General features: G+C 70.2%; 20 protein-coding genes and 1 tRNA gene. 15 read left to right on the top strand and 6 right to left on the bottom strand.

Annotation, left to right across the window (positions count from 1 at the left end):
• Positions 1–13: 13 nt before the first annotated feature.
• Positions 14–4,708: a glutamate synthase large subunit gene (gltB, locus tag NWFMUON74_RS00275; RefSeq protein ID WP_187686026.1), complete on the bottom strand. Its 4,695-nt coding sequence runs from the start codon at positions 4,706–4,708 to the stop codon at positions 14–16.
• Positions 4,709–5,425: 717 nt separating this feature from the next.
• Positions 5,426–6,046, bottom strand: coding sequence for a gamma subclass chorismate mutase AroQ (gene aroQ / locus NWFMUON74_RS00270; protein ID WP_187686025.1), 621 nt, complete (start codon positions 6,044–6,046; stop codon positions 5,426–5,428).
• A 219-nt stretch (positions 6,047–6,265) separates the two neighbouring features.
• Here aroQ and NWFMUON74_RS00265 point away from each other — a divergent pair, with 219 nt between their 5' ends.
• Positions 6,266–8,053: a DUF4407 domain-containing protein gene (locus NWFMUON74_RS00265; RefSeq protein WP_187686024.1), complete on the top strand. Its 1,788-nt coding sequence runs from the start codon at positions 6,266–6,268 to the stop codon at positions 8,051–8,053.
• 136 nt (positions 8,054–8,189) lie between these two features.
• On the opposite strand, the gene NWFMUON74_RS00260 is transcribed toward NWFMUON74_RS00265, so the two are convergent.
• Both NWFMUON74_RS00260 and NWFMUON74_RS00255 read right to left on the bottom strand, forming a co-directional pair.
• Positions 8,190–8,585, bottom strand: a complete 396-nt coding sequence (locus NWFMUON74_RS00260) for a RidA family protein (protein ID WP_187686023.1) — start codon at positions 8,583–8,585, stop codon at positions 8,190–8,192.
• Between the two features lie 52 nt (positions 8,586–8,637).
• The gene (locus NWFMUON74_RS00255; protein WP_187686022.1) at positions 8,638–10,206 is read right to left on the bottom strand and encodes an MFS transporter; all 1,569 of its coding nucleotides are present in this window, start codon (positions 10,204–10,206) and stop codon (positions 8,638–8,640) included.
• Between the two features lie 83 nt (positions 10,207–10,289).
• On the opposite strand from NWFMUON74_RS00255, the gene NWFMUON74_RS00250 reads away from it, so the two are divergent.
• From NWFMUON74_RS00250 to NWFMUON74_RS00230, 5 genes are all read left to right on the top strand, one after another.
• Positions 10,290–10,835, top strand: coding sequence for a TetR/AcrR family transcriptional regulator (locus NWFMUON74_RS00250; protein ID WP_187686021.1), 546 nt, complete (start codon positions 10,290–10,292; stop codon positions 10,833–10,835).
• Positions 10,836–10,910: 75 nt separating this feature from the next.
• Positions 10,911–11,846: a hypothetical protein gene (locus tag NWFMUON74_RS00245; RefSeq protein ID WP_232110762.1), complete on the top strand. Its 936-nt coding sequence runs from the start codon at positions 10,911–10,913 to the stop codon at positions 11,844–11,846.
• Complete coding sequence (locus tag NWFMUON74_RS00240) at positions 11,843–12,886, top strand: DUF4129 domain-containing protein (RefSeq protein ID WP_187686020.1); 1,044 nt, start codon at positions 11,843–11,845, stop codon at positions 12,884–12,886. The genes NWFMUON74_RS00245 and NWFMUON74_RS00240 overlap by 4 nt, the downstream gene beginning before the upstream one ends.
• 10 nt (positions 12,887–12,896) lie before the next feature.
• Positions 12,897–13,880, top strand: a complete 984-nt coding sequence (locus NWFMUON74_RS00235) for an AAA family ATPase (RefSeq protein ID WP_187686019.1) — start codon at positions 12,897–12,899, stop codon at positions 13,878–13,880.
• Positions 13,881–13,883: 3 nt separating this feature from the next.
• Positions 13,884–15,179 carry a DUF58 domain-containing protein gene (locus NWFMUON74_RS00230; protein ID WP_187686018.1) on the top strand — a complete coding sequence of 432 codons (1,296 nt, stop codon included), beginning with the start codon at positions 13,884–13,886 and terminating at the stop codon, positions 15,177–15,179.
• A 55-nt stretch (positions 15,180–15,234) separates the two neighbouring features.
• Here NWFMUON74_RS00230 and NWFMUON74_RS00225 read toward each other — a convergent pair whose 3' ends face one another.
• Positions 15,235–16,029: an RDD family protein gene (locus NWFMUON74_RS00225; RefSeq protein ID WP_187686017.1), complete on the bottom strand. Its 795-nt coding sequence runs from the start codon at positions 16,027–16,029 to the stop codon at positions 15,235–15,237.
• Positions 16,030–16,074: 45 nt separating this feature from the next.
• On the opposite strand from NWFMUON74_RS00225, the gene NWFMUON74_RS00220 reads away from it, so the two are divergent.
• The 4 genes from NWFMUON74_RS00220 to NWFMUON74_RS00205 all read left to right on the top strand — a co-directional run bounded on the left by NWFMUON74_RS00220 (position 16,075) and on the right by NWFMUON74_RS00205 (position 20,001).
• Positions 16,075–17,052 carry a stage II sporulation protein M gene (locus tag NWFMUON74_RS00220; protein ID WP_187686016.1) on the top strand — a complete coding sequence of 326 codons (978 nt, stop codon included), beginning with the start codon at positions 16,075–16,077 and terminating at the stop codon, positions 17,050–17,052.
• Positions 17,053–17,880: 828 nt separating this feature from the next.
• Positions 17,881–18,591, top strand: a complete 711-nt coding sequence (locus NWFMUON74_RS00215; protein ID WP_232110761.1) for a phosphate signaling complex PhoU family protein — start codon at positions 17,881–17,883, stop codon at positions 18,589–18,591.
• Between the two features lie 55 nt (positions 18,592–18,646).
• Positions 18,647–19,162 carry a MarR family winged helix-turn-helix transcriptional regulator gene (locus NWFMUON74_RS00210; protein ID WP_187686015.1) on the top strand — a complete coding sequence of 172 codons (516 nt, stop codon included), beginning with the start codon at positions 18,647–18,649 and terminating at the stop codon, positions 19,160–19,162.
• 5 nt (positions 19,163–19,167) lie between these two features.
• Positions 19,168–20,001: an EamA family transporter gene (locus NWFMUON74_RS00205; RefSeq protein ID WP_187686014.1), complete on the top strand. Its 834-nt coding sequence runs from the start codon at positions 19,168–19,170 to the stop codon at positions 19,999–20,001.
• A 152-nt stretch (positions 20,002–20,153) separates the two neighbouring features.
• Here NWFMUON74_RS00205 and NWFMUON74_RS00200 read toward each other — a convergent pair.
• Positions 20,154–20,239, bottom strand: a tRNA-Leu gene (locus NWFMUON74_RS00200).
• 279 nt (positions 20,240–20,518) lie between these two features.
• On the opposite strand from NWFMUON74_RS00200, the gene NWFMUON74_RS00195 reads away from it, so the two are divergent.
• The 5 genes from NWFMUON74_RS00195 to NWFMUON74_RS00175 all read left to right on the top strand — a co-directional run bounded on the left by NWFMUON74_RS00195 (position 20,519) and on the right by NWFMUON74_RS00175 (position 26,935).
• Entirely contained in the window at positions 20,519–21,904 is a 1,386-nt protein-coding gene (locus NWFMUON74_RS00195) for an FHA domain-containing protein (protein ID WP_187686013.1), read from the top strand.
• A 186-nt stretch (positions 21,905–22,090) separates the two neighbouring features.
• Complete coding sequence (locus tag NWFMUON74_RS00190) at positions 22,091–22,558, top strand: FHA domain-containing protein FhaB/FipA (RefSeq protein ID WP_187686012.1); 468 nt, start codon at positions 22,091–22,093, stop codon at positions 22,556–22,558.
• Complete coding sequence (locus NWFMUON74_RS00185; protein WP_187686011.1) at positions 22,555–24,003, top strand: PP2C family serine/threonine-protein phosphatase; 1,449 nt, start codon at positions 22,555–22,557, stop codon at positions 24,001–24,003. The genes NWFMUON74_RS00190 and NWFMUON74_RS00185 overlap by 4 nt, the downstream gene beginning before the upstream one ends.
• A complete protein-coding gene (locus tag NWFMUON74_RS00180) occupies positions 24,003–25,472 on the top strand; it encodes an FtsW/RodA/SpoVE family cell cycle protein (RefSeq protein WP_187686010.1) in 1,470 nt (489 codons plus the stop codon). The genes NWFMUON74_RS00185 and NWFMUON74_RS00180 overlap by 1 nt, the downstream gene beginning before the upstream one ends.
• Complete coding sequence (locus NWFMUON74_RS00175) at positions 25,469–26,935, top strand: peptidoglycan D,D-transpeptidase FtsI family protein (protein ID WP_187686009.1); 1,467 nt, start codon at positions 25,469–25,471, stop codon at positions 26,933–26,935. The genes NWFMUON74_RS00180 and NWFMUON74_RS00175 overlap by 4 nt, the downstream gene beginning before the upstream one ends.
• The last annotated feature ends 65 nt before the right edge of the window (positions 26,936–27,000 follow it).

The raw sequence follows: 27,000 nt of genomic DNA, 5'->3' as shown, positions 1-27,000 counted from the left end.
GGTGCGTCTCATCTCAGCCACGGGCGGCCTCCATGATTGCCTCGTCCACATTCCGGCCGGCCTTCTCAGCCTCGGAGATAGCCAGCAGTACCTTCTTGTAGTCGCGCGGCATAACCTTCACGAAGTGGTTCACCTGCTGCGACCAGTCACCCAGAATCCGCTCCGCGACGGCCGATCCGGTCTCGTCGCGGTGCCGGGTGATGATGTCGCGCAGCCATGTGAAGTCGTCGCCCGACAGCGCCTCGACCGCGTCGGCCTGCTCGGGGTTCAACCGGTCGCCGAACTTGCCCTCCGGGTCGTAGACGAAGGCGATGCCACCCGACATGCCGGCGCCGAAGTTGCGGCCGGTCTCGCCGAGGATGACCACCCGGCCACCGGTCATGTACTCGCAGCCGTGGTCGCCCACGCCCTCGACCACCGCCGTGGCGCCCGAGTTGCGCACCGCGAACCGCTCTCCGACCACCCCGCGGATCAGCGCCTCACCGCTGGTGGCGCCGAACAGGATCACGTTGCCCGCGATGATGTTCTGCTCCGCGACGAACTGCGCGGGTGCGTTCAGCGGGGGCCGCACCACCAGGTGGCCGCCCGAGAGACCCTTGCCGACATAGTCGTTCGCGTCACCGAACACCCGCAGCGTGATGCCCGCCGGGACGAACGCGCCGAAGCTGTTGCCCGCCGAACCGGTGAAGGTGATGTCGATGGTGTCGTCGGGCAGACCCGCGCCGCCGTACAGCTTGGTCACCTCGTGGCCGAGCATGGTGCCGACGGTGCGGTTCACGTTCGTGATCTTGGTTTCGAACCTGACCGGCTTGCCGCGCTCCAGCGCGTCGGCGGACTGGGCGATGAGCTGGTTGTCCAGTGCCTTGTCCAGGCCGTGGTCCTGGTCCTTGGTGCGGCGGCGGTCCTGGTACATGAACGCCGTCTCGACGTCGTCGAGGATCGGCGACAGGTCCAGCTTGGCCGCCTTCCAGTGCTCCTTGGCCCTGGTGGTGTCGAGCAGGTCGACCCGGCCGATGGCCTCGTCCAGGGTGCGGAAGCCCAGCGACGCCAGCAGTTCGCGCACCTCCTCGGCGATGAACAGCATGAAGTTCTCGACGAACTCCGGCTTGCCCGAGAAGCGCTGGCGCAGCACGGGATTCTGCGTCGCCACGCCCACCGGGCAGGTGTCGAGGTGGCACACGCGCATCATGATGCAGCCCGACACCACCAGCGGCGCGGTCGCGAAGCCGTACTCCTCCGCACCGAGCAGTGCGGCGATCATGACATCGCGGCCGGTCTTCATCTGACCGTCGACCTGCACCACGATGCGGTCGCGCAGGCCGTTGAGCAGCAGCGTCTGCTGGGTCTCGGCGAGGCCGAGTTCCCACGGGCCGCCCGCGTGCTTGAGCGAGGTCAGCGGCGAGGCGCCGGTGCCGCCGTCGTGGCCGGAGATGAGCACCACATCGGCGTGCGCCTTGGACACGCCCGCGGCGACCGTGCCGACGCCCGGCTCGGCGACCAGCTTCACGTGAATCCGCGCCTGCGGGTTCGCGTTCTTCAGGTCGTGGATCAGCTGGGCCAGATCCTCGATCGAGTAGATGTCGTGATGCGGCGGCGGGGAGATCAGGCCGACGCCCGGCGTCGAGTGCCGCACCTCGGCGACCCACGGATACACCTTGTGCGCCGGAAGCTGGCCGCCCTCACCGGGTTTCGCACCCTGCGCCATCTTGATCTGGATGTCGGTGCAGTTGGTCAGGTAGTGCGCGGTCACGCCGAAGCGGCCGGAGGCCACCTGCTTGATCGCGCTGCGCCGCCAGTCGCCGTTCTCCTCCGGCTCGAAGCGGGCCGGGGACTCGCCGCCCTCGCCCGAGTTCGAGCGGCCGCCGAGCCGGTTCATCGCGATCGCGAGGGTCTCGTGCGCCTCGGCGGAGATGGAACCGTAGCTCATCGCGCCGGTGGAGAATCGCTTGGCGATCTCGCGGGCCGACTCCACCTCCTCGATCGGGATGGCATGGCGGCCTTCGGACTTGAACTTGAACAGGCCGCGCAGCGAGGCCAGCCGCTCGGACTGGTCGTCGACGAGCCGGGTGTACTCCTTGAAGATCTTGTACTGGCCGGTGCGGGTGGCGTGCTGCAGCTTGAACACCGTGTCCGGGTTGAACAGGTGGTACTCGCCCTCGCGCCGCCACTGGTACTCGCCGCCCACCTCGAGCTCGCGGTGCGCGCGCTCGTTGCGGTTCTCCAGGAACGCCACCCGGTGCCGGGCCGCGACCTCGGCGGCGATCTCGTCCAGGCCGATGCCGTCCAGCGGCGAGGTCAGCCCGGTGAAGTACTGGTCGCACAGCTCCTGCGACAGGCCGACGACCTGGAACAGCTGCGCGCCGCGGTAGGAGGCGATGGTGGAGATGCCCATCTTGGACATCACCTTCAGCACGCCCTTGCCCGCGCCCTTGATGTAGTTCTTGACCGCCCGGTCGTAGTCGGCGGCCAGATCGCCGGTGCTGTCGGGCATCTGCAGCGCGTTGCGCTCGAGCATGTCCTCGATCGACTCGAAGGCCATGTACGGGTTGATCGCGGCCGCGCCGAAGCCGACCAGCATGGCCATGTGGTGCACCTCGCGGGCGTCACCGGCCTCCACGACCAGCCCGACCTTGGTGCGGGTGCGCTCGCGGACCAGGTGGTGGTGCACCGACGCGGTGAGCAGCAGCGACGGGATCGGCGCCAGCTTCTCGTTGGACTCGCGGTCGGACAGCACGATGATGCGCGCGCCGCCGTCGATGGCGGTCGACACCTGTTCGTTGATCGCCTGCAGCGCCTTGCGCAGGCCCTTCCCGCCCTTCTTCACCGGGTACAGGCCGTGCACCACGACCGAGCGCAGCCCGGGATGCGAGCCGTCGTCGTTGATGTGGACGAGCTTGGCCAGCTCGTCGTTGTCCAGGATCGGCTGGGTCAGCGTGATCTGGCGACAGGAGTCCGGGCTGGGGTGCAGCAGGTCGGCCTCCGGGCCGATCATGCTGCGCAGGCTGGTGACGATCTCCTCGCGGATGGCGTCCAGCGGCGGGTTGGTGACCTGCGCGAACAGCTGCGAGAAGTAGTCGAACAGCAGCCGCGGCCGCGCCGACAGCACCGCGATCGGGGTGTCGGTGCCCATCGAGCCGAGCGCCTCGCCGCCGGTCTTGGCCATCGGCGAGATCAGCAGGCTCAGCTCCTCGGTGGTGTAGCCGAAGATCTGCTGCCGGATCAGGACGCGGTCGTGCGACATGTGCACGTGCGGGCGGTCGGGCAGGTCCGACAGCTTGGTCGGGCCCCCCTCGCCGTTCTCACCGTCCAGCCACTCCTGGTACGGGTGCTCGCTCGCGAGCTGGGTCTTGATCTCCTCGTCGCCGATGATGCGGCCCTGCGAGGTGTCGACCAGGAACATCCGGCCCGGCTGCAGGCGGACCTTCTTGACCACCCTGGACGGCTCGATGTCCAGCACGCCGACCTCGGAGGCCATCACGACCAAGCCGTCGTCGGTCACCCAGATGCGCGAGGGGCGCAGGCCGTTGCGGTCGAGCACGGCGCCGATGACGGTGCCGTCGGAGAAGCACACCGAGGCCGGGCCGTCCCACGGCTCCATCAGGAACGAGTGGTAGCGGTAGAAGGCGCGCCGGGCGGGATCCATCGACTCGGCCCGCTCCCAGGCCTCGGGGATCATCATCAGCACGGCGTGCGGCAGGCTGCGGCCGCCGAGGTGCAACAGCTCGAGCACCTCGTCGAAGCGCGCGGTGTCCGAGGCGCCCGGGGTGCAGACCGGGAAGATCTTCTCCAGGCGGTTGCGGCCCTCGTGATCGGTGCCGAACACGTCGGAGTTCAGCAGCGCCTCGCGCGCCCGCATCCAGTTCTCGTTGCCGGTGACGGTATTGATCTCGCCGTTGTGCGCGACGCGGCGGAACGGGTGGGCCAGCGGCCAGGACGGGAAGGTGTTGGTGGAGAAGCGGGAGTGCACGATGCCCAGCGCCGATTCCACCCGGTCGTCCTGCAGATCCAGGTAGAACGCGCGCAGCTGCGGCGTGGTGAACATGCCCTTGTAGATGAAGGTCTGCCCGGACAGGCTCGGGAAGTACACGGTCTCGCGGCCGACCGCGCCTTCGCCGGGACCCTGCTTGCCGAGCTCGTGCTCGACGCGCTTGCGCACCACGTAGGCGCGGCGCTCCAGGTCCATGCCCGCCAGCTGCTCGGCGCCGTCGGGCGGCGAGGCGATGAACAGCTGCCGGAAGGTCGGCATGGCGTCGCGCGACAGCGCGCCCAGCGACGACTCGTCGATGGGCACCTCGCGCCAGCCGAGGACGGCCAGGCCCTCTTCCTTGACGATCTTCTCGACGTGGTACCGGGCGCGGGCGGCCTCGCGGCGGGCCTGCGGCAGGAAGGCGATACCGGTGGCGTAGGCACCCGCGGCGGGCAGCTCGAAGTCCACGACGGCACGGAAGAACTTGTCCGGGACCTGGATCATGATGCCCGCGCCGTCGCCCGAGTTGGGCTCGGCGCCCGCGGCGCCGCGGTGCTCCAGATTCAGCAGCGCCGTGATCGCCTTGTCGACGATGTCGCGGCTGCGGCGGCCGTGCATGTCGACGACGAACGCGACACCACAGGCGTCGTGCTCGTACGCCGGGTCGTAGAGACCGGTGGGTCCCGGGTTGCGGTGCGACCCAGTGCGCCCCGCGGACCGGTGGCCAGGAAGTTGCGTCATGCCTCTGCCTTCAAGAAAATCAGGCCTTCGATGAAATCGGGCCTTCGTCGAACGCCTCCGTCTAGACTGCGCCCGGACGTTTCGGAGACCAGCGGCGCTGATGGTCATCCCGTGCAGTCAACTCTCCAGTTGTCCTACCCGCTTCGATGTCGTAGCCGGGGTGCTCGGCGGTAACGGAACTCTCGTGTTCCATGCCGCCGCGCCGTTATCGCCCGTGGGGCTGTCGTCACGGCTTGTGGCCGAATCGGGCGATGTAGTCGGACATTTCGTGCCCGACACAAGAGCAAACGATAAGTCAGGACCTGAGCCCAACCAACTTAGGTCGTGCTAATAACGGCGTCTACCTGGGCTTCTTCATCGGTCCTCCACTACCTGCGCGTTCTCCAGTGTAAAGCAGGGTTGGATGATCACTGAGTCGTGTATGCCACTGTTCGCCATCGTCGTGCCGGTCCGCTCGCCGAGCCAGCACGTACGCCGCAAGATGCCCTCTTACCTGCATCAACAGAGAATTCCCACCGCCCGCTACGGACAAACCGATTGTAAGGCGGCTAACTTCCCGGACACCCCGCGGAGACCTTTCGGATACGCAGGCAGCGGCCGGACGGCTGCGTTCAGACCGTACGGCTTCGTTTGCTCGATGTGTGGTTCAGCACAGTTCCAGCAAACGCCGGTCAGTGTGGTTTCTCACACCCCGGACCGCCGGGTCACACGCGCAGGTCAGCGGCACAGTGCGGCGGACGCGCGCGCCAGGGCGGCGGCGTGCAGCGCGTCGACGTCACCGGAGGTCACCACCGGGGCGACGGCCGCCGCCAGCCGCGGCGCGCAGGCCGGGCCGGACAGCGCCGCCCGCGCGGCCGCCAGCTCGCCCAGGATCTCGCCGTTCACCCGGTCGATCACCGGACGCACCGCGGTCAGGTCGGGCGAAGTGACGGGCGCGGCGCCGGGCCGGAACCGCCACTCGGCGTGCCGACCGCGCTGGACGAGCTTGTTGGCCTCGATCTGGCCCTGAAAAACCTGCCGCACCCACGATTCGGGCAGGTCGAGCCGGGCGCCCGCGGCGGCCATCGAGTCGTAGACCTCCGCTTCCCGCGCCGGATCGTCGATCACCGGCGGCTGTCCCGTACGGGTAGCGGTCGACCACTTGGCGGCGGCCACCGCGTCGGCGGTCCGCAGGCGTTCGAGCATCAGGTGCACGAGTGGGTCGAGCGCCGCGTCCGGCGCCTCGGCAGCGGCGACCGGCAGCGTCCGCTCCCCGATCATCGGCGATGCCCCGGCCGCGGCCACTCCGATCGACAACGCCACCGCCAGTGCGAACACAGTGCCGCGCAGCGCGACCACCTCCTCGTCCGTGCGACCGGGAACCGCTCCCCGGGCCGAATCATCCTGTCGGGCCCGGGGTTTCGTGGCCGACGCGCGCGAACGATTTGTGAGGCTGACCACATCCCCGGTGCCGTGCTCGGTAGAACCCGCCCCAGCCTGTCACGCTGAGACGACGAATGAGCGACAATTCTTCGCCGAGCCTCGGAAATGCCTGGGACTTAGAGGATGTGAGATCCGATGACAGCCCCCCGCGTCCCTGAACCGCCCGTTCCCGCCGCGCCCGCCGACGGCCGCGACACCCGCTTCGACGCGTCCGCGCTGCTGAGCTGGTTCGGCGGCGGCGGATCGGAGGTGGCCGACCGGCACGAACGCGGCGGTTACGCGGTAGGCGGCGTCGCGGTGCTGTTGTTCGCCGTACTGTCCGCCGTGACGGTGGCGGCAGCGACCGTGGCCGCGCACTGGCCACCGCTGATCGTGGCGCTCGCGGTGCTGATCGTGCTGCCGCTGTTCGCCTTCGGTGCCCGAGCACTGGCCACCGCCACTCCACAGCACCGGGGGCGCGGCGACCTGAGCGGTCGCATCACCGTCGCCGTGCTGGCCGGTGTGGTGGTCGCCGAACTGGCGAGCACCGTGCTGCTGGCCGGGACCGTGCACCGGGAGCTGGACGAAAGGGCAAGGCACGACGGCGAATCCGCGCCCGCCGTGGTGACCGCCCGTACCGAATTGGAGCAGGCGCGCTCGGAGCGGGCCGGCCTCGATCAGGCCGTCGCCAAGGCGCAGGGCGATATCGAGCAGTCCCTGGTGATCGCCCGCTGCGAGTTCCACCCGACACCGGAATGCCCACAGACCAAGATCACCGGGGTGCCGGGTCGCGGCCCGGAAGCACAGACCGCCGAGGACATGCTCGCCGACGCGCGCGCCCGGCTGGCCGCGGCGCAGGCCCGGGTACAGCCACTGGACGACCGGATCGCGGACCGGCAGCAGGCGCTGGACCGCGCCCGCGCCGACGCCTTCGACACCGGGGACCGTGGGCTCGGCGCGCGCTGGCTGGCCATGCACGACTACACCACCGGTCACGCCGGTGGCCTGCTGCTGCGCCTGGCGACCATTCTGGTAGCCGTGGTGCTGGCGCTGCTGCCACTGCTGCTGCGCTGGTGGCGCGGGGAAACGTCGTTCGAACGCGGCATCGCGGCGCGAGCGGTGGCCGACCGGGCCGACCGACAAGCCGAGGCCGCCATCGCGGTGAAGCGGGCCGAGGTGCGCACCGAGGCCGAAACCCTGCGCGCGGAAAAGGAATTGGCCGCGGCCCGGCTGTCCGCGCACGCCGATACCGCCATCGACCGCGAACAGCAGCGCCGGCGAATCCTCGCCGCCATCGGCAATTTCGAGATCGGCGTCACCGAGCCCGCGCGCCGGGCGGTCGCCGATTTCGAATCGCTCGCGGCGCTCCCGGCCGCGGCATCCACCGGCCCCGCGCCCCAGGAGGGGAATGTGACACCATCGCGCGATCTGCCCGCCCAGCGCACCTCCGACACGCTCGCATCGACGTCTGGGGTGCAGGCGTCCGGGGCGCAGGCGTCCGGGAAAAGCCGTGGCGGACTGGAACTTCCGGTGATCGGCACGGTGCCGTTCAGCGACACCGCGGCCCGGTGGATCCGCCCGCTGGTGCCGTCCTTCGTGACCAGCGCCGTGGACACCGCCACGCACCCATTGCGCACCGTCCGGCAGGTGTTCGAGGAGGCCGAGGAGATCACCTTCACGCTGCGCCGCACCCGCAAGGTCACCGTGCACTCCGACGAGCCGGACCCGTCCGGCTACGCTCCGGGGACGCCGCGATATGCCCAGCAGGTGACCAACGGTGTCGTCGACACGCACGACCTCGGCCATACCGCGATGTCCCCGGCGTCACCGGAATACCACCTGGGCGGGGCCGGTCGGCGCGATGCCGTGTCCTCGCGCCCCGGCGATCCCGAGCTGGATTACCAGGGCCTCCGACAGCTGCCTCCGGCCTCCGGCAAGGACTGACCGTTCCGCCCGGTTTGCCGAATGTTTCACGTAGAACATGTAAACAGCCTGGTCCCAACGGTTTACGGCCGACCAGCACGGTAATCGTTCAGCCGCGGACGGCGGTAACTTTTCAGCCGCGGACGGCGGTAACTTTTCAGCCGCGGACGGCGGTGGCGTCGACCTCGAACAGCATCCCCGGCAGCGCCAGCGCGGCCACGCCGGTCAGGGTCTGCGTCGGCGGCCGATCGCCCCAGATCTCCGCGATCTTCTTGCCGAGCACGGCCAGCTTGTCCAGATCGTGGTTCACGATGTGCGTCCGCAGCTGGGCCACGTCGGCGTAGTCGAGACCGGCCGAGCGCAGGGCGATTCCGAGATTGGCGAAAGCACGATCCACCTGCGTGGCGAAGTCGTCCGAGGTGGTGTGGCCGTGCTCATCGGAGTCATACTGCCCGGCGATGAACACCAGTTCGCCGGTCGCCCGCGCGACGTGGCTGTAGCCGAACCCGGTCGGGTCGTGCAGTCCGGCGGGATTGCTGATTTCGATTGCCATGCGGTGTCTCCTTCGAGTTCGGACTATGTCGGCAACAGGGGGACGACGGCGCTTATGCCCCGACTGTGACATCCGGCCGCTGCGGCGACTCACTCCTGCGACCAGGCCGAGCCGTGGGCATGCGGACCGCGATCACCGCTGCCGCCAGCAGGATCACCGCGGTCGCGAGCGCCGCCCAATGGACTCCGGCGACGAAGGACTCGCGCGCCGAATTCAGTAGCGCCGCGGCGGCCTCGGCGGGCAGCCCGCCCGCGGTATCCACCGCGCCGCCGAGCGACTCCCGCGCACCGGCCAGCTGTGTCCCCGGCACCCGCGACACGTCCAGTCCGTGCCGGAACACCGACATCACGACGCTACCCAGCACCGCGACACCGAGCGCGATCCCGGCCTCGTACGCCGTCTCCGAGACCGCGGCCGCCGCACCGGCGCGTTCGGCCGGAGCCGACCCGACCACCAGGTCCGACGAAACCGTCAGCGCCACACCGACACCCGCGCCGATGAGCAGGAACCCGACGACGAACGCGGTGACCCCAGCGGCCGGATCCGCGCTCAGCCGGACGAACAGCACAGCGCCCAGGGCGGCCACCACCAGTGCGCCCGCGAGCACCCGGCCGGGTCGCCACACCCGCACCAGCCAGGCCGAGACCAGCGCCGAGACCATGCTCGCCAGCATTCCCGGCATCAGGTGCAGGCCCGCGTCCAGGGGCGAGCGGCCCTGCACCAGCTGCAGATACTGCGACCCGAAGAACAGCACACCGGCAAGCGCGAACACCGCGAGCAGGCTGGTCAGCACCGCCGTGCGGAAACGCGGCAGCGCGAACAGCCGCAGATCCAGCATCGGGTCGGCGAGGCGACGCTGCCTGCGCACGAACAGCGCGCCGGCGAGCACACCCGCCGCGGCGACGCCCAGCACGCCCGCGCTCGGGCCGTGCGCGGCGGTCTCCTTGACCGCGTACACGACCGGCACCAGCGCCAGCATCGACAGTCCCGCGCTGGTCAGATCGAACCGCCCGGGATGCGGGTCCTTCGACTCCGGCACGAGCAGCGGTCCCGAGGCGACCAGCACCAGCATGACCGGCACGTTGATCAGGAACACCGAGCCCCACCAGAAGTGCTCGAGCAGCCAGCCGCCCAGCACCGGTCCCAGCGCGGCGCCGCCCGTCGCGGCGGCGCTCCAGACCGCGATCGCGGTGGTGCGCTGCCGCGCGTCGGTGAACATCGACCGGATCAGGCCCAGGGTCGCGGGCATCAGCGTGGCACCGGCGACGCCCTGCAGCACGCGGGCGGCGATCAGCATCTCCGGGTTCACCGACCAGGCGGCGAGCACCGAGGCCAGGCCGAATCCCGCCGCGCCGAGCAGCAGCAGGCGACGGCGGCCGATGCGGTCACCGAGCACGCCCATCGTGACCAGCAGTCCGGCCAGCACGAACGAGTACACGTCGATGATCCACAGCAGCTGCGGCGTGGTGGGTGCGAGGTGCGCGCTGATCGCGGGAACGGCGATGTCCAGCACGGTCGCGTCCACGGAGATCAGCAGCAGCGCGAGCACCAGCACTCCGAGCCCGGCCCAGTCGCGGGCGGCGGCCCGGTTCGGGATCGCGGTGGCGTCGTGGGTGTTCATGATCCTTACTCCATGGTCGAGATTCTTACCGTCCAGACGGTACAGTACCAAAGATAACCGTCCGGACGGTACAGTCTGCGGACGTGACAACAACCACCCGCGATCGGATTCTCGACGCCCTCGAGTCACTGCTGCTGGACAAGGGCATGTCCCAGGTGACGCTGGAGAACGTGGCGGCGGCCGCCGGCGTCTCCAAGGGCGGGCTGCTCTACCACTTCAAGAGCAAGGACGCGCTGCTGGCCGGGCTGGTCCGCCGCCTGGGCGAGCGCACCGAGGAACAGCTGAATACCGCTGCGGCGCAAGGCAAATCGGTCGCCGAGTGGTACCTGCAGACCCCGAGCCCCGACAACGACACCGACGCCCTCGAACTGGCGCTGTACCGCTCCATGGTGGCCGCCATGCGCACGGTCGACGCCGCCCACGACGAGCACGACGACGAAGTCCAGCGGGCCCTGGTCGAGGTACTCGACAGCTGGAGCACGGGCCTGGACGACGAGATCGACGACCCGGTCCGGGCCGACATCATCCGCCTCGTCGGCGACGGCGTCTACCTCCGCGCCCTGCTCGGCCTCCCCCCGATCGACCCCGCCCGCTACCGCGCCGTCGTAACCCACCTCCTGCGACCATGACCGCGACGCTCGGGGATGGTGCGCCTCCGGGTCGGAGGGGATGCGAGGCGGGTCGCCACGGATAAACTCGGGCGCGTGTTGTCCGCCGCGGCCGAGGGGGCCGGTCCCGTGCCGGGTGCGAGCGCGCCCGGCGCCGCGCCGGGCGCGGCCCACGACGACCGGGAGTCCGGTGAGGCGGTGCCGATCCGGCCGCTGTCGTTCCGGGAGAGTCTGGATCTGCCGTTCGCCGCGATACAGGCGCGGGTCCGGTTGCTGGCGGGGCTGGTCGGTATCGGGTACGGGCTCGCCGTGTGCGCGGTCGCGGCGATCACGGCCGCGGGGTCGGTGGCGACCGGCGGTTCCGATGCCGGGACCGCTTGGGCGGCAGTGCTTTCCACGCTCGGGTTCGCCTGGTTACTGCGTTCGTTCACGCGCGGGGTGACCGTCGCGGCCGTGCTGGCGAGCGTGCATCGACGGCCGATCACCTGGCGCGAGACGCTGCGGCGGCTCGGCGCGGCGGCGGGACCGCTGCTGCGCTACCGGATCATGACCACGCTGATCGGCCTGGGCGTGGTAGCGCTGGGCACCGTGCTGATCCTCACCGTGCTGCCCGCGCTGGCGTGGCTGGGCTGGTTGCGATCACGGCGTTGCCTGTCCACGCCCGTGCTGTTCGAGCACCCGATGCGCTACCGCGACACCATCGCACGATCGAAAACGCTTGCCGCGGGCGCGGAATGGCGACTGACCGGGCTGTGGCTGAGCCTGCGTGGCCTGCTGCTGGTGCTGATCGTCCCGCTGGCGGGTCTCACACTGTTCGTCGCGAAGATCTCCGGCACCCACCGCTGGGCGGCGATCGTGCTGATCACCGCGACGGCGCTGCTCGTCGCGGTGCTCGCCGAGGTGATGGAGTCGGCCGCCGACGTGGTCGCCTACGTCGACCGGCGCTGCCGCCGCGACGGCTGGGACATCCGGATCCCCGCCACCGATCGAATCCGCCCCGTGGACACCGTGACCCGGGCGGTCACCCGATGACCGACCGACCGGACCACGACCGGCCCCCGGCCCCCGGCGAACCGCCCGCTCCCGCACCGCCTCGCCTGGGCCCGGCCGCCGACCACCGCGGCGCCGCGGAAACGGCGGCCGGACAGCACGATTACGACACCGCGCTGCGGGAGCGCTACCGCGCGGTGGTCCGCGGACTGGAACAGGGCGGCGTGCTCGAGGTCCGGCGGTCGCGCACCGCACAGGAGACCGCCGCGGCCGCCGTCACCGCGATACCGGATCGCGCCGCCGAACTACCCACGGCGGCATACGGCTTCGACGAGGTCGTCTACGGTGGCCGCGCCGCGACCGCGGACGAGTACCGGCGCCTGGCACAGGCCGACATCTTCTCGATGGCCCCGCCGCCGCCACCCGAACCAGTGGAGACCACCGCCCCGGGCCGACGCTCGCCGCGCATTCCCCCGCTGCCGCAGCTGATGCGCGATCCACGATTCTGGGCCGTACTGGTGGCCGCGCTCGTACTGGCGCTGCTGGTCTACGTACTGATCCACCTGTCGGCCGCACCGACCGCGCCCCCGCCGCCGGACGTCCCGCCGCCGCGACCGAATCCGGACGGATACACCCCGCCCCCACCGGATTTCGGCGAGGGCTCGGACTCGATCTTCGCGCGCCTGCCGGACTGGCTGGCCTACGGCGGTCTGCAGTGGCTGCTCTGCGGCGCGATCGTGGTGTGGTGGCGGGGCCGGCGGCGCGGTGCGCTGGTCGGCGAACCCCGTCCGGTCCAGGTGGCGGCGAACGAACTACTCGGCGGACAGGCGGCGCTGTACCGCAAGTCGGGCGACCGCGACCACGTCGCCGCCCTGCTGCGCGCCGCGACCCTGCGCCGCATCCGGCCCGCCCTGGGGCTCACGCCGGACGCGCCCGCCGAGCACCTGGTGACCGCCATCGCCGCCCGCACCCGCACACCGGCGGACCAGGTCGGCGCGGCCCTGTTCGGCCCGGTGCCCGACGACGACACCCTGCGCCTGGTTGCCGCACAACTGCGACGAATCGAATCGGAGATCGGATGACGGAGATCGTATGACCACAGCGGACACCGACCACACCCCGACCGCCGAGCAGTCCCTGCAGGCGTTCGGCGCGCTGCGTACCGAGATCGGCAAGGCGGTCGTCGGCAACGATCAGGCCGTGATGTTCCTGGTGCTGGCGCTGCTGTGCCGCGGGCACGTACTGCTGGAAGGCGTTCCGGGCGTGGCGAAGACGCTGCTGGTGCGGGCGCTGGCGACGGGGCTGGATCTGGACCATGCCCGGGTTCAGTTCACTCCGGACCTGATGCCGGGTGACGTCACCGGTTCGCAGATCTACGATCCACATTCGGCCGAGTTCACCTTCCGGCGCGGCCCGGTGTTCACCAATCTGCTGCTGGCCGACGAGATCAACCGGACGCCGCCGAAAACCCAGTCGGCGCTGCTGGAATCGATGGAGGAACGGCAGGTCTCCGTCGACGGCGAACCGCGGCCGCTGCCGGACCCGTTCGTGGTGGTCGCCACACAGAACCCGATCGAGCAGGAGGGCACCTACCCCCTGCCGGAGGCGCAACTGGACCGATTCCTGTTCAAGGTCGATATCGAATTGCCCGGCCGCGACGACGAATTCCGGGTGCTGCAGCGCCACGCGGCGGGATTCGATCCACGCGACCTGACCGCCGCGGGGCTGCGCCCGGTCGCCGGACCCGACCACATCGCGGCGGCCCGCACCGCGGTCTCGGGCGTCCAGGTGAATCCCGAGGTGCTGGCCTATATCGTCGATCTGTGCCGCGCCACCCGGGCCACCACCGCGGTGCGCCACGGCGCCTCGACGCGCGGCGCCACCGCGCTGCTGGCGGCCGCGCGCGCGTTCGCCTGGCTCACCGGCCGCGAGTTCGTCACGCCCGACCACGTGAAAACCGTTGCGGTGCCGGTGTTGCGGCATCGGCTGCACTTGCGCCCCGAGGCCGAGCTGGACGGTGCGACCACCGAGGGTGTGCTGTCGTCGCTGCTGCTCTCGGTGCCGGTCCCGGTGTAGCCGATGGTCGTCACGGGACGGCTGGCCGCCCTCGCCGCGGTCGCGGCGGTGGTGGTGACGGCCGGGCTGCCGTCGTGGTGGGGGGTCTTGTCGGCGACCGCCGTGCTGGTGGTGCTCACGATTGCCGATCTCGTCGCGCTCGGACGTATCACGGGCTTGGAGCTGTCGCGCCCACCGCTCACCACGGTCCGGTCGGGGCGTGCGACGACGATCGAACTCGAGGTCGTCAATCGCGGTCCTCGCACCGTGCGCGGGCGGCTGTGGGACGACTGGCCCGGCAGCGCGCACTCCTCGCATCGCGATCACGTGCTGCGGCTGCCACCGAACAGCAAGACGCGGCTCGCCACCACACTGCGCCCCGAGTATCGCGGTGATCGGGTGGCCGGCCCGGTCACGCTGCGACTGTTCGGACCGCTGGGCCTGGCCGGTCGGCAGTTCCGCCGCGACGTGCCGGCCCGGTTGCGCGCGTTGCCGCCGTTCCGCAGTGAGGGCGTGCTCGCGTCGAAGGTGGCCGAGCTGCATCTGCTGGAGGGCAGCACGGTCGTCAACGCCCGGGGGCAGGGGTCGGAGTTCGACTCGTTCCGCGAGTACGTCGCGGGTGACGACGTGCGCGCCATCGACTGGCGCGCGACCGCGCGCGCCGCCGACGTGCTGGTGCGCACCTGGCGGCCGGAGCGGCACCGGCGGTTGCTGCTGATCGTGGACACCGGGCGGCTCAGCGCCGGTCGCGTCGGTGAGGGGACGCGGCTCGACGTGAGCATCGAGGCCGCGCTGCTGCTGGGCGGGCTCGCCGCGGCGGCCGGGGACACCGTCGATCTGCTCGCCTACGACCGGCGGGTGCGGGCCGAGGTGTTCGGCTCCGGCGGAAAGAGAGCGCAGCCCAAGCTGATGCACGCGCTGTCGGGCGTCGTTCCGGCGCTGGTCGACACCGACACCACCGGGCTGGTCCGCACCGCCGTGCACCGTTCGGGCCGCCGCAGCCTGATCGTCTGGTTCACCAGCCTGGACGGCGCGATGGTGGAGGAGAACCTGCGCCCGGTCCTTCCGGTCCTGACCCAGCGCCACCGCGTGCTCATCGTCTCGGTCACCGACCCGGACGTCGCCGCCGCCGCGGCCCGCCGCGACACGCTCACCGACACCTACACCGCGGCCGCGGCCGAATCCCTCCTCGCCGAACGCACCCTGACCCGAGAATCCTTGCGCCGCATGGGTGTCGCCGTCGTCACCGCCTCCCCCGACCGTCTCCCGGAAGCCTTGGCCGACGAATACCTGGAGCTCAAGCGCTCCGGAGCGAATTAGCGGCTCGCCCGGACAGAGCGGCCCTCGGCGGAGAACGCGGGGACGTCCCCGACGGCTATGCGGGCCGGGACCAGCCGAGGTTCGCGACCGGCTGCGCCGGTGCGGGGGCGAGGGTGCGGCGTTGGCGTTCGGCGATCACCGCGCCCAGGATGTGCAGCGGCGGGTAGCCCGGCGGGGGCGACACTCGCAGCTGGGCGCAGACGGCCGCGACCAGTGCGTGGCCGAGCGCGTGGTGGGCCTCCGGCGTCAGCGTCCGGTCGCGGGTGAGGTACTGCCGGACGGGTAGCGCCAGCTCCTCGGTCAGCGCCGACAGGTCCAGCCGCCGCGCCCAGCCCTGCAGCCACGGCGGCGCGATCGCCAAGGCGGGCAAGGGAACTCGAATGCGGTCGTGCACGACCACGGTGCCCGCGAGCACATCGCCGACCCGGCGGGCGCGGGGCGAGCACAGCGAGGTGATCACCGCGACCGCCCCGAAACCACCCAGCGCCCAGAAGTCGACGATCGCCCCGGCGAGACCGCGGGTCAGGGCGTGGCGGAAATCGATCGGCCCGCCGTCACCGCGCACCACTCGCAGGCCGAGCGCCAGCTTGCCGACGGTGCGTCCCCGCAGCAGCGTCTCGCACGCGATCGGATAACCGGCCAGCACCGACACGATGACCACCAGCATGGCGACATCCAGCCACGCCGGATCCGGCCGCGACCACACCACCGCCGCCGAGACCGCGAGCACGATCAGCCACCCCACCACCAGCTGCAGCACCACATCGATGAGGAATGCCGCGGCCCGGGTCGGGAGGCGTGCGATCGGCAGGTCCAGGGCGACGGCCTCGCCGGTAGTGAAAACGGCCATGCTGCAGACAGACTAGCCTCTCGGGGGAACCACGGGAGGGCACCGATGGACGTGGACGCGTACGCCTACGCGCACCGGCGATCGTGGGATCGCCTCGATCAGCTGACCCGGCAGCGCAAGCTGTCCGGCGCCGAGGCCGACGAGCTGGTGCGACTGTATCGCCGCACCTCCCAACAACTGGCACGGCTGCAGTCGCACTCCCCCGATCCGGAACTGATCCGCGGCCTCAGCGCGCTGCTGGCGCGGGCCCGCGGCCGGGCGCTGGGCACCCGTGCCGACGCGTGGCGCGAGGTCGGCCTGTTTTTCACGCACGGCTTCCCGGCGGCGGTCTACCGCGCCTGGCCGTGGTGGGCGGGCGTGACGGTGGTGTTCCTCGCGGTGTCGACGGGTCTCGGTGTCTGGGTGTCCGGTTCGGCCGCCGCGCGCAAGGCGCTGGACATTCCGGCGGACACCGATGTGCTGACCGGACCGGGCGGGCGTTTCGAGACCTATTACTCCGAACATCCGCACGACGCCTTCGCCGCCCAGGTGTGGACCAACAACGCGTGGGTGGCGGCGGTAGCGCTGTTCACCGGACTGCTGGTGCTGCCCGCGGCCTACGTGTTGTTCATGAACGCGCTGAACCTCGGCATCTCCGCCGGGCTGATGGCCGACGCCGGGCGCCTCGACGCCTTCTTCGGCTTCATCCTGCCGCACGGCCTGCTCGAGCTGACCGCGGTCTTCGTGGCCGGCGGTGCGGGGCTGAAACTCGGTTGGACGCTGATAGATCCGGGCCGGCTCAGTCGCGCGCAGGCGCTCGCCCGGCAGGGTCGAGCGACCGCGACCATCGCGCTGGGCCTGGTGGTGGTGCTGTTGGTGTCGGGTCTCATCGAGGGCTTCGTGACACCGAGCGGGTTGCCCGCGCCGATTCGGATCGCCGTGGGCGCCGCGGCCGAGATCTGTTTCCTCGGGTACGTCTGCACCGCGGGACGCCGGGCGGCGACGGGTACGGCAGCTACCGATCGGCGCACGAGCGACCGGTGACCGGAAATCCGGTTGCGGGGAGGGTGATCGCCGACCATGATCATGGCGGGGGATTTGAGAGCCACTGGCCGCAGCGAGTCCAGCTCAGCTGCGGCCAGCGTTACCGTCAACTCTACACAATCGTTATCGCTATGCAACCAGCCTCTCGATACCCGGGCGTATAAGTAACGGTCCGGAAACAGCGGGCCGCGGGTGCGTCACGCCCCGCGTCGCAAATATGTAGCGTCCCTCACGTTCGCGGTCCGAAATAGTGGCCGCCACCAAACCTTCCGGTCTCTCTCATCTGTCCGGAACGGCGGTGCGATTCCGCCCGGAAGGTCGGAATCCAACGTTTGCCAATGCAGTGGAAAATAGCCGCGGTAGGTTCGGAAATCGCTTCTAGCTCGTCGTACGCTCGGCAAACGGCGGCTGACCAGAGAGTTGCCAGTACGCTAAACAGACTCGAAGTCTGTTATCTCCGTGGAATACATGGACCACGTACTGTATTGACACTGTTTTCATGAGCGCGCACCAGCTCGATGCCACTTCGGCGGCGCAGCGGTCCTGATACCGAGCGACCCGCAACCCTGTCGAACGCACTGGACCAGCCGAACAGCACCGACGAGAGTGCGGCGAAGATCACACCTCCGTCACCGCCGCCGCCCGGCGCGGAGCCGAGTCAGCGCACCCGCGACGGGCCGTCCGCGCCACAGCCGCGCTCGTCGGAGCCCGTTCCCGTCCGTCATGGGGCATTGACGCGCGGCCCGCACCGAACATGTTCACCCGCAAGGATTCCGGCGACGAGCACCGCGAACGAGCACCGGGTCAGCCGTAGCGACAACGGGTTTCGTGACCGAACTGCTGGCACGTACGGCCGCGACCAGAGAAGATAAGCCCGTGCGGACGAAATTCTCCTCCGAGCTGGCTGCGCTCACCGACGAGCTGGCCCGCCTGTCGGCCTTGGCGCACGAGGCCACCGAACGCGTCGCGGTGGCGGTGGCGGAAGCCAACCTGACCGCCGCGTACGAGGTCCTCGCCATCGAGGAACAGCTGCAGGCACTGCACGGGAAATGCGAGAACCGGTCGGTGATCCTGCTCGCCCTGGAGGCCCCCGTCGCCCGCGACCTCAGACACGTGGTCACCGCGATGCAGATCGCCGACGACCTGTCCCGGATGAGCTGGCTGACCAGCCGCATCGCCGACAGCGTGGTGCACCGCTACCCGGAACCCGTTGCGCCGCCGGACATTCTGCGGCAGCTGGGCGCGATCGGGGGTATCGTCACCGACCTCGCCGTGACCGCCGGTCGCGCCATCACCGGCATCGGCCTGTCGGCGGATCGCAGCTCCGAGGACGCCCACGCGCGGCTCACCGCGCTGCAGCAGCAGGTGCTGCGAACCATCTCCGCGCCGCAGTGGCAGCACGGCAGCGCCATGGCCGTCGATCTCGCCCTGCTCGTACACCACTACGAACGTTGCGCCGAGCACTGCGTACGCATCGAGCGGCTGATCCACTTCTTCCACACCGGAATTCCGTTGTCGGCGCAGGTGGGCGAGGACTGATACCCGATCCGGAAGGGCTGTGATTGATGCGCGGCATTCCGGGAATGCATGAGTCATGCATATCGAACGGCTGGCGAATCTGCTGGGCGCGACCGCGCTGGCGGTCAGCGACAAGATGATTCGCGATGTCACCGCGCGGGCGAAGACGAACCCCAGCGCGACGGCGGCACTGACCGTCCTGCTCCAGGCCGGCCCGATGGGGGTGACCGACCTGGGCCGCTGCCTGGGCCTGACCCAGTCCGCGGCCACTCGCACGCTGGACTCGCTGGAGAACGCCGGACTGGTGCGCCGCACCCGAACCGGGCGCGTCCGCGCCATCGAGCTGACGGCGGCCGGACGCCGCAGTGCCGCAATGGTTCTGCGCGAACGGGTGCGCTGGCTGGAGACCCTGGCCGGCGCGCTCGACGAACCGGACCGGGCACATCTCGAACGGATTCTCGGCACGCTGCTGACCAGGATCTACGACGAGGTGCCGGACGCGGACCTGCTCTGCCGGCTGTGCGACCGGCGCGCGTGCACGCACGAACAGGTCTGCCCCGTCGGACAGGCCGCGCGCGATCGGTCGGGGTGAGCGCGATGGCGTGGCTGATGGCGCTGGCCTCCGCGGTCCTGTACGGCCTGTCCGACTATGTCGGTGGAATCGCCTCGCGCCGAATGCATTTCGCCGTCACCGCGATCCTCGGCCAGAGCGCCGGGCTCGTGGTGGCCGTCCTGCTCGCCGCGGCGACCGGCGCCGGCGCACCGCGCGCAACGGATCTGGCCTGGGGCGCGCTGTCCGGAGTGGGCACCGCCGCTGGGATGGCCGCCCTGTTCCGCGGCCTCGGCCGCGGCGCGATGAGCACGGTGGTGCCCACCAGCACCCTCACCGGGATGGGGCTTCCGGTGCTGTTCGGCGTGGTCGCGGAGGGCCAGCGGCCGACGCTGAGCGCGGCTGTCGGCATCGTCGCGGCGCTGCCGGCCCTGTGGCTGGTGTCGCGCACACCCGACAGCGCGCCCGCCGCCTCCCGCGCGGCCGTGCTCGACGGCCTGCTGGCGGGGGTCGGTATCGCGATCCAATATCTGGCACTGGCACACGCCGATCCGGTGTCGGGGTTCTGGCCGGTGGCCTCGGGCCGGGTCGCCGCCGTGTGCGCCCTTGTCCCTCTGGTGTGGTGGACCCGCGCGGCATTCACCGCCGCGGTCCGCCCGTTGTCGCTGGCCGCGCTCGCGGGTGCGACCGCCGCCCTGGCCTTGGCGGCCTATCTCGACGCGACACACCGCCAGCTGCCCGTCGTCGCGGTCGCGCTGTCGTCCCTGTATCCGGTGATCCCTGTGCTGCTCGGCATCACCGTCCTGCACGAACGCCTCAGCCGCGCCCAGTGGACCGGACTGCTCGCCGCCGCGCTCGCGGTGGTCCTGCTGGCACTGTGAATCCGAAACCGGGGTTGACGCGAACTCGCGCGGCACGCCCGGCGGCCGTGCCGAGACTGTGATATCTCGTACACCCGCTACGATCCGGGCGAAGCGGGTGCGGGCGGCAATGCACCGAGGGCCCGGATCGGGTGATCCGGGCCCTCGATACCTGGTGGGCGAAGGGGGACTTGAACCCCCACGTCCCGAAGGACACTGGCACCTGAAGCCAGCGCGTCTGCCATTCCGCCACTCGCCCGAGCGACTCGGAAACGTTATCACGCACCCGTTGCCGATATGAAATCGCCTGGTCAACGGATATGTGGCCACCCTGTTGCGGCAGGGGAACTCCGGCGGGCCGCCGAGAGTTACAGGTGTGGACGATCGTGGATATCATGCAGGGACCGTGTCCGTCCGACGACACGCCCTATTGGCGTGTCGCGGATTGGTGACAGACGGGATCTGCGACAGCAGGGATCTGCGACAGCAGGATCTGCGACAGAGGACAGGACGAGCGCAACACCGAAGGGAGGCCGGGATGGGGATCGTGTCACGCTTCGAACGCCGCCTGCAGGGCGCTGTCGGTGACGCCTTCGCCCGGGTCTTCGGTGGCAGTGTCGTGCCGCAGGAAGTGGAGGCGGCGCTGCAGCGCGAGGCCACCGATCGGGTCACCGAACTCGACGGCGGGCATCTGCTGGCTCCCAACAGCTACGTGATCACCATCAACACGTCTGACATGCGAGAACTCGACGCCGATCACGAGCTCACCAGCCGTGCGTTCGCCAAACATCTGCAGGACTACATCCGTGAGCAGGGCTGGCAGACCTACGGCGAAGTGCACGTCGAATTCCAGGCATCCCCTACGCTGCACACCGGGCAGTTCAGAACGCGCGGCCGGGTCGACCCGGACGCGGGCCGCCGGGACACACCGGACCGACGGCCGCCCGACCGGCCTGGACAACCCGCACAACGAACCGCACACCCGCAACCAGGAGCTGGCCCCATGACGCAGAACTCAGGCTACGACCCCAGCCGTGAGCCCGCGGAGTCCGATCCACGCAACCGCGGGTACGCGCCGCCCGGTGGCCGCCCCGGTCCGGGGAACTACGACTACGGCCGCGGCGGTGGGCAGTACCCCGCCGCGAGCGACTACGCCGCTCCGGAGTCGCAGCAGGCCTACGGCGACTACCAGAACGGCTACGACTACCAGCAGGGCGGCGGCAGCTACGGCCAGCCCGGTTACGCCGATCCGGCCTACGGCCAGCAGGCCGGGTACGAGCAGGGCGGCTACGCCCAGCAGGGTTACGCCGACCAGGGCTACGGCCAGCAGGGCGGGTACGACCAGGGCTACGCCGATCAGGGCTACGACCAGGGTTACGGCCAGCAGGGCTACCCGAACCAGGACTACGGCCAGCCGCCGCAGGCCTACGGCCAGGCTCCCGCCGGATACGAGCAGGGCTACGCGGGCCAGGGCTACGGCCAGGCGCCGGCCGGATACGAACAGGGCTACGCCGAGCAGCCCGGGTACGACCAGGCCGGCTACGGCCAGCCGGGCTACGCCGAGCCGGGCTACGGCCAGCAGGGCGGGTACGGCGCCGCTCCGGCGCAGCCGCAGCAGCCGCCGCGCAGCGGTTCGGGTTACTCGGCCACGCTGCAGCTCGACGACGGCAGCGGCCGGACCTACCAGCTACGGGAAGGCAGCAACATCATCGGCCGCGGCCAGGACGCGCACTTCCGGCTGCCCGACACCGGGGTCTCCCGGCGCCACATCGAGGTCCGCTGGGACGGCCAGGTCGCGATGCTGTCCGACCTCGGATCGACCAACGGAACGCTGGTCAACGGGTCGCCCGTGCAGGATTGGCAGCTGGCCGACGGGGATGTGATCCGCGCCGGGCATTCGGAGATCCTGATCCGGATCGTCTGATCCCGTAAGCTCGCCGGTGCAGGTCACGGTGGGGCCCGAGAAGTCCTCGGCCGTATCGTGATCGCAACCGGTCGTCGACCCTATTATGCTGCCACCATTCGCTCGGCAGCCGGGCCGTGCTGACCAGCACGCCGGTTGGGGGTCGAACCGTACCAACGGCACCGGTCGAACAGGAGGTGGAGCGCCGTGCAGGGACTGATCCTGCAACTGACCCGGGCGGGGTTCCTGCTGCTGTTGTGGTTGTTCGTCTGGGCGGTGCTCCGCACCCTGCGCAGCGATATCTATGCGGCATCCGGCATCCGGATCCAGCCCCGGGCCGCACGCGGTTCCGCGGTGCTGCCATCCTTCAGTCGCGGCCAGAAGGGCGCCAGACATCTCGTGGTGACTCAGGGTTCACTCGCAGGCACGCGTATCACGCTCGGCACCCAGCCGGTGCTGATCGGGCGTGCCGACGACTCCACACTCGTGCTGACCGACGACTACGCGTCGACCAGGCATGCGCGGCTCTCCCCGCGCGGCGACGACTGGTACGTCGAAGACCTAGGCTCAACCAACGGGACCTACCTCGATCGAGCGAAGGTCACCACCCCGGTCCGAGTTCCACTCGGTACCCCCGTCCGTGTCGGTAAGACAGTGATCGAGCTGCGATCGTGACTCTTGTTCTCCGCTACGCAGCGCGCAGCGACCGTGGTCTCGTCAGGGCCAACAACGAGGATTCCGTCTACGCCGGTGCGCGCCTGCTCGCACTGGCCGACGGCATGGGTGGCCACGCCGCGGGCGAGGTCGCCTCCCAGTTGATGATCGCCGCGCTGGCCCACCTCGACGACGACGAGCCCGGCGACGACCTGCTCGGCAAGCTCGACCGCGCGGTACGCGAGGGCAACGCCGCCATCGCCGACCAGGTCGAGGAAGAGCCCGAACTGGACGGCATGGGCACCACGCTCACCGCGATCCTGTTCGCGGGCAAGAAACTCGGCCTCGCCCACATCGGCGACTCCCGCGCCTACATGCTGCGCGGCGGCGAGCTCGCCCAGATCACCCGCGACGACACCTTCGTGCAGTCGCTGGTCGACGAGGGCCGCATCACCCCCGAGCAGGCGCACACCCATCCGCAGCGGTCGCTGATCATGCGCGCGCTCACCGGCAACGAGATCGAGCCCACGCTGACCATGCGGGAGGCCCGCGCCGGCGACCGCTACCTGCTGTGCTCGGACGGCCTGTCGGACGTGGTCAGCGACGAGACGATGGCCAACACGCTGCGCGAGGGCAACACCGACGAGGCGGCCGACCGGCTCATCGAGCTGGCGCTGCGCAGCGGCGGACCCGACAACGTCACCGTCGTGGTCGCCGATGTCATCGATCTGGACTACGGCCAGAGCCATCCGATCGTGGCCGGGGCCGCCTCCGGCGAGGACGAGGACGTGCCACCCCCGAACACCGCCGCCGGCCGCGCCGCGGCGATGCGCCCGCCCCGCGCCGCACCCCGCCGCGCGCCCGTGGCCGCCGAACCGCCCACACCCCGCAAGAGCCACAAGCTGCGCTGGATCGTGCTGTCGCTGGCGCTGATCCTCGCCGTGGTGATCGGACTCGTGGTGGGCTACAAGATGATTCGCAGCAATTACTACGTCGGCACCGACGCCGGCAGCGTGGTGATCATGCGCGGGCTCCCCGGCTCGGTGGTGGGTTACTCGATCCGCGACGTGGACCAGCTCGCCTGCATCGACCGGGACGGCCGGCTCAGCCTGCTGCGTCCCGGTAACAACTTCCCGTCCGGCTGCAAGCAGCTGCAGGTCGCCGACCTCGAGCAGACCGGCCGCGACAAGGTCGTGAACAACGGCCTGCAGCCGGGCACCTTCGCCGACGCCCAGCGCCAGCTCGAGAAACTCACCACCGCGGAACTGCTTCCGGTCTGTGTCAAAACGCCGGTGCCCGTGCCCACCCCCGTTCCGGCGCCCGCGCCGGGCGAGAACGGCGCCACCCCGACGCCGACCCCGGTCGAGCCGGGGCCCACCAACGCTCCCGCTCAACAGCCGGTCCCGCCGACCGCCTCCGCGCCGGCCCCGCAGACTCCGGGGGAGAACTGCAGGAAGGCGGACTGATGTCCGCACCGGCACCGCCGTCGGCTGGGGCGTTCCCCAGCCCACCGGGCGGCTTCGCTCCCGCGCCACCACCGACGACGCGGCGCAACGTCGAGGCATTGCTGCTCGCCGGCGCGGTGGTGATCACCACCGTGGCGCTGGTGCTGGTGGAGGCCAGCCAGGATCAGGAGGTCACCTGGGATCTGGCCAAGCTGGGCCTGGCCTATCTCGGGTTGTTCGGTGTGGCGCATCTGGCCGTGCGGCGGTTCGCGCCGTTCGCCGATCCGCTGCTGCTGCCGATCGTGGCGCTGCTCAACGGCATCGGGCTGGTGCTGATCCACCGCCTGGATCTGGCCGACGAGCAGACCGCCGCCTACAACTCCTGGCCGATGCCCTCCCCCGACGCCAACCAGCAGGTGCTGTGGACGGCGTTCGGCATCGCGCTGTTCGTCGCGCTGCTGGTACTGCTGCGCGATTACCGCACCCTCGCGCGCTACAGCTACACCCTCGGGCTGGTCGGGCTGGTCGCGCTCGTCATTCCGGCGCTGCTGCCCAGTGCGTTCTCCGAGACCAACGGCGCCAAGATCTGGATCCGGCTGCCCGGATTCAGCATGCAGCCGGGCGAATTCGCGAAAATCCTGCTGATCATCTTCTTCGCCTCGGTGCTGGTCGCCAAGCGCGAGCTGTTCACCGCCGCGGGCCGCCGCTTCCTCGGGATGGAGCTGCCGCGCGGGCGCGACCTCGGCCCCATCCTGGCGGTCTGGCTGGTGTGCCTGCTGGTGCTCGTGTTCGAGAAGGACCTGGGCACCTCGCTGCTGATCTTCGCGACGGTGCTGGCACTGCTGTACATCGCCACCGAGCGGGTGGGCTGGGTGATCGTCGGCAGCCTGCTGCTCGTGGTCGGATTCTTCATCGCCTACAACGCCTTCGGGCACGTACGGGTCCGGGTGGCGACCTGGCTGCATCCGTTCGAGGACTACAACAACACCGGCTACCAGATCTCGCAGTCGCTGTTCGGCCTGGCCACGGGCGGACTGGCGGGCACCGGTCTGGGCAGCGGGCGGCCCTCGCAGGTCCCGTTCGCCAAGACCGACTTCGTCGTCGCGACCATCGGTGAGGAATTGGGCCTCATCGGACTCACCGCCGTGCTGATGCTGTTCGCGATCTTCGTGGTCCGCGGCCTGCGCACGGCGCTGGCGGTGCGCGACAGCTTCGGCAAGCTGCTGGCCGCCGGACTGGCGTTCACCATCGCGGTGCAGGTCTTCGTCGTCGTCGGCGGCGTCACCAAGCTGATCCCGCTGACCGGCCTCACCACCCCGTTCGTCTCCTACGGCGGATCCTCGCTGCTGGCCAACTACGCGCTGGTCGCGCTGCTGGTGAAAATCTCCGACGCCGCCCGGGCCCCCGCCCCCGCGCGGCGCAAGGACCAGCCGGCGCCGATCGCCGACGCGCAGACCGAACTCATCCGGTCGAGAGGAGAAGCGGTTTGAACACCCCCCTGCGCCGCGTCGCCATCGCCGTGATGGTCATGATCGTCGCGCTGCTGGCCAACGCCACCTACGTACAGGTGATCAAGGCCGACAGCCTGCGCAACGATCCGCGCAACTCGCGGGTGCTGCTGGACGAGTACTCCCGCCAGCGCGGCCAGATCTCCGGCGCGGGCGCGGTGCTGGCCAGCTCGATCGCGACCGACGACCGCTACAAATACCTGCGCACCTATCCCACCGACCCGGCCGCCTACGCCCCCGTCACCGGCTTCTACTCGATGCAGTACGGCAGCACCGGGCTCGAACGCGCCGAGGATTCGGTGCTCAACGGCTCCGACAGCGCGCTGTTCGGGCGGCGGCTGGTGGATATGATCTCCGGTCGCGATCCGCGCGGCGGCAACGTGGTCACCACCATCAACCCGGCGATGCAGCAGGTCGCCTACGAGCAGCTGACCAGCAAGGGCTACACGGGATCGGTGGTGGCGATCGAGCCGAGCACCGGGCGCATCCTGACCATGGTGTCGACCCCGAGCTACGACCCCAATCTGCTCTCGGGCCACGACGGCGCCAAGAGCACCCAGGCGTGGGAGTCGCTGTCATCCGACGAGGACCAGCCGATGCTCAATCGCGCTGTCTCGCAGACCTACCCGCCCGGTTCGACGTTCAAGATCGTGACCACCGCGGCCGCGCTGTCGATGGGAATCAAGCCCGAGGACCAGTTCACCGCCGCGCCGAACATCACGCTGCCGGGCACCAGCACCACGCTGGAAAACTACAACGGCTCCAACTGCGGCGGCGGCGCGACGGCGTCGCTGTACGACGCGTTCCGGCTGTCGTGCAACACCGCCTTCGCCGAGATCGGCATGAAGGTCGGCGCGGCGAAGCTGAAGGACGAGGCGGCCGCGTTCGGCATCGGTCCGCACGCGGGCATCCCGATCCAGTGGGCCGACAGCACCGTCGGCGAGATCCCGGACAATCCGTCGCTGGCGCAGAGCAGCATCGGGCAGCGCGACGTCGCCCTCACCCCCCTGGACGACGCGGTGATCGCGGCGACGGTCGCCAACGGCGGGGTGCGGATGGAACCGCACCTGGTCGACCAGCTGCAGGGCCCGGATCTCAGCGAGCTGTCCAAGACCAAGCCGGTCTCGGTCGGGCAGGCGATCAGCGCACCGGTCGCGACGGAGCTGACCAATCTGATGATCGCCTCGGAGAAGAACACGGCCGGAGGGAACCAGTCACGCCCCTATCAGATCGCGTCCAAGACCGGCACCGCCGAACACGGGAGCAATCCGCGCAGCACCCCGCCGCACGCCTGGTACACGGCCTTCGCGCCGGCCCAGAACCCGAAGATCGCGATCGCGGTCATCGTGGAGAACGGCGGCGATCGCGCACTCGCGGCCACCGGCGGATCGGTCGCCGCACCCGTGGCCAGGGCGGTACTCGACGCCGGACTGCAGGGGGGCTGACCCACATGAACGTGTTGGTACGCCTGAACATTCGAGGCCCGGCAGCGGCCTGCGTCACCACGCAG

This window comes from Nocardia wallacei (genome assembly GCF_014466955.1).
In the GTDB taxonomy this organism is placed as follows: Bacteria; Actinomycetota; Actinomycetes; order Mycobacteriales; family Mycobacteriaceae; genus Nocardia; species Nocardia wallacei.
This window is presented reverse-complemented; position numbering and strand designations above follow the sequence as displayed.

What these genes read in the sequence shown, in the direction of transcription:
- NWFMUON74_RS00265 (WP_187686024.1), top strand. Translation starts at nt 6,266, where the DNA reads ATGACAGCCCCCCGCGTCCCTGAACCGCCCGTTCCCGCCGCGCCCGCC.
- NWFMUON74_RS00235 (WP_187686019.1), top strand. Translation starts at nt 12,897, where the DNA reads ATGACCACAGCGGACACCGACCACACCCCGACCGCCGAGCAGTCCCTG.
- NWFMUON74_RS00240 (WP_187686020.1), top strand. Translation starts at nt 11,843, where the DNA reads ATGACCGACCGACCGGACCACGACCGGCCCCCGGCCCCCGGCGAACCG.
- NWFMUON74_RS00225 (WP_187686017.1), bottom strand. Translation starts at nt 16,029, where the DNA reads ATGGCCGTTTTCACTACCGGCGAGGCCGTCGCCCTGGACCTGCCGATC.
- NWFMUON74_RS00230 (WP_187686018.1), top strand. Translation starts at nt 13,884, where the DNA reads ATGGTCGTCACGGGACGGCTGGCCGCCCTCGCCGCGGTCGCGGCGGTG.
- NWFMUON74_RS00205 (WP_187686014.1), top strand. Translation starts at nt 19,168, where the DNA reads ATGGCGTGGCTGATGGCGCTGGCCTCCGCGGTCCTGTACGGCCTGTCC.
- NWFMUON74_RS00195 (WP_187686013.1), top strand. Translation starts at nt 20,519, where the DNA reads ATGGGGATCGTGTCACGCTTCGAACGCCGCCTGCAGGGCGCTGTCGGT.
- NWFMUON74_RS00220 (WP_187686016.1), top strand. Translation starts at nt 16,075, where the DNA reads ATGGACGTGGACGCGTACGCCTACGCGCACCGGCGATCGTGGGATCGC.
- NWFMUON74_RS00255 (WP_187686022.1), bottom strand. Translation starts at nt 10,206, where the DNA reads ATGAACACCCACGACGCCACCGCGATCCCGAACCGGGCCGCCGCCCGC.
- NWFMUON74_RS00180 (WP_187686010.1), top strand. Translation starts at nt 24,003, where the DNA reads ATGTCCGCACCGGCACCGCCGTCGGCTGGGGCGTTCCCCAGCCCACCG.
- NWFMUON74_RS00210 (WP_187686015.1), top strand. Translation starts at nt 18,647, where the DNA reads ATGCATATCGAACGGCTGGCGAATCTGCTGGGCGCGACCGCGCTGGCG.
- gltB (WP_187686026.1), bottom strand. Translation starts at nt 4,708, where the DNA reads ATGACGCAACTTCCTGGCCACCGGTCCGCGGGGCGCACTGGGTCGCAC.
- NWFMUON74_RS00260 (WP_187686023.1), bottom strand. Translation starts at nt 8,585, where the DNA reads ATGGCAATCGAAATCAGCAATCCCGCCGGACTGCACGACCCGACCGGG.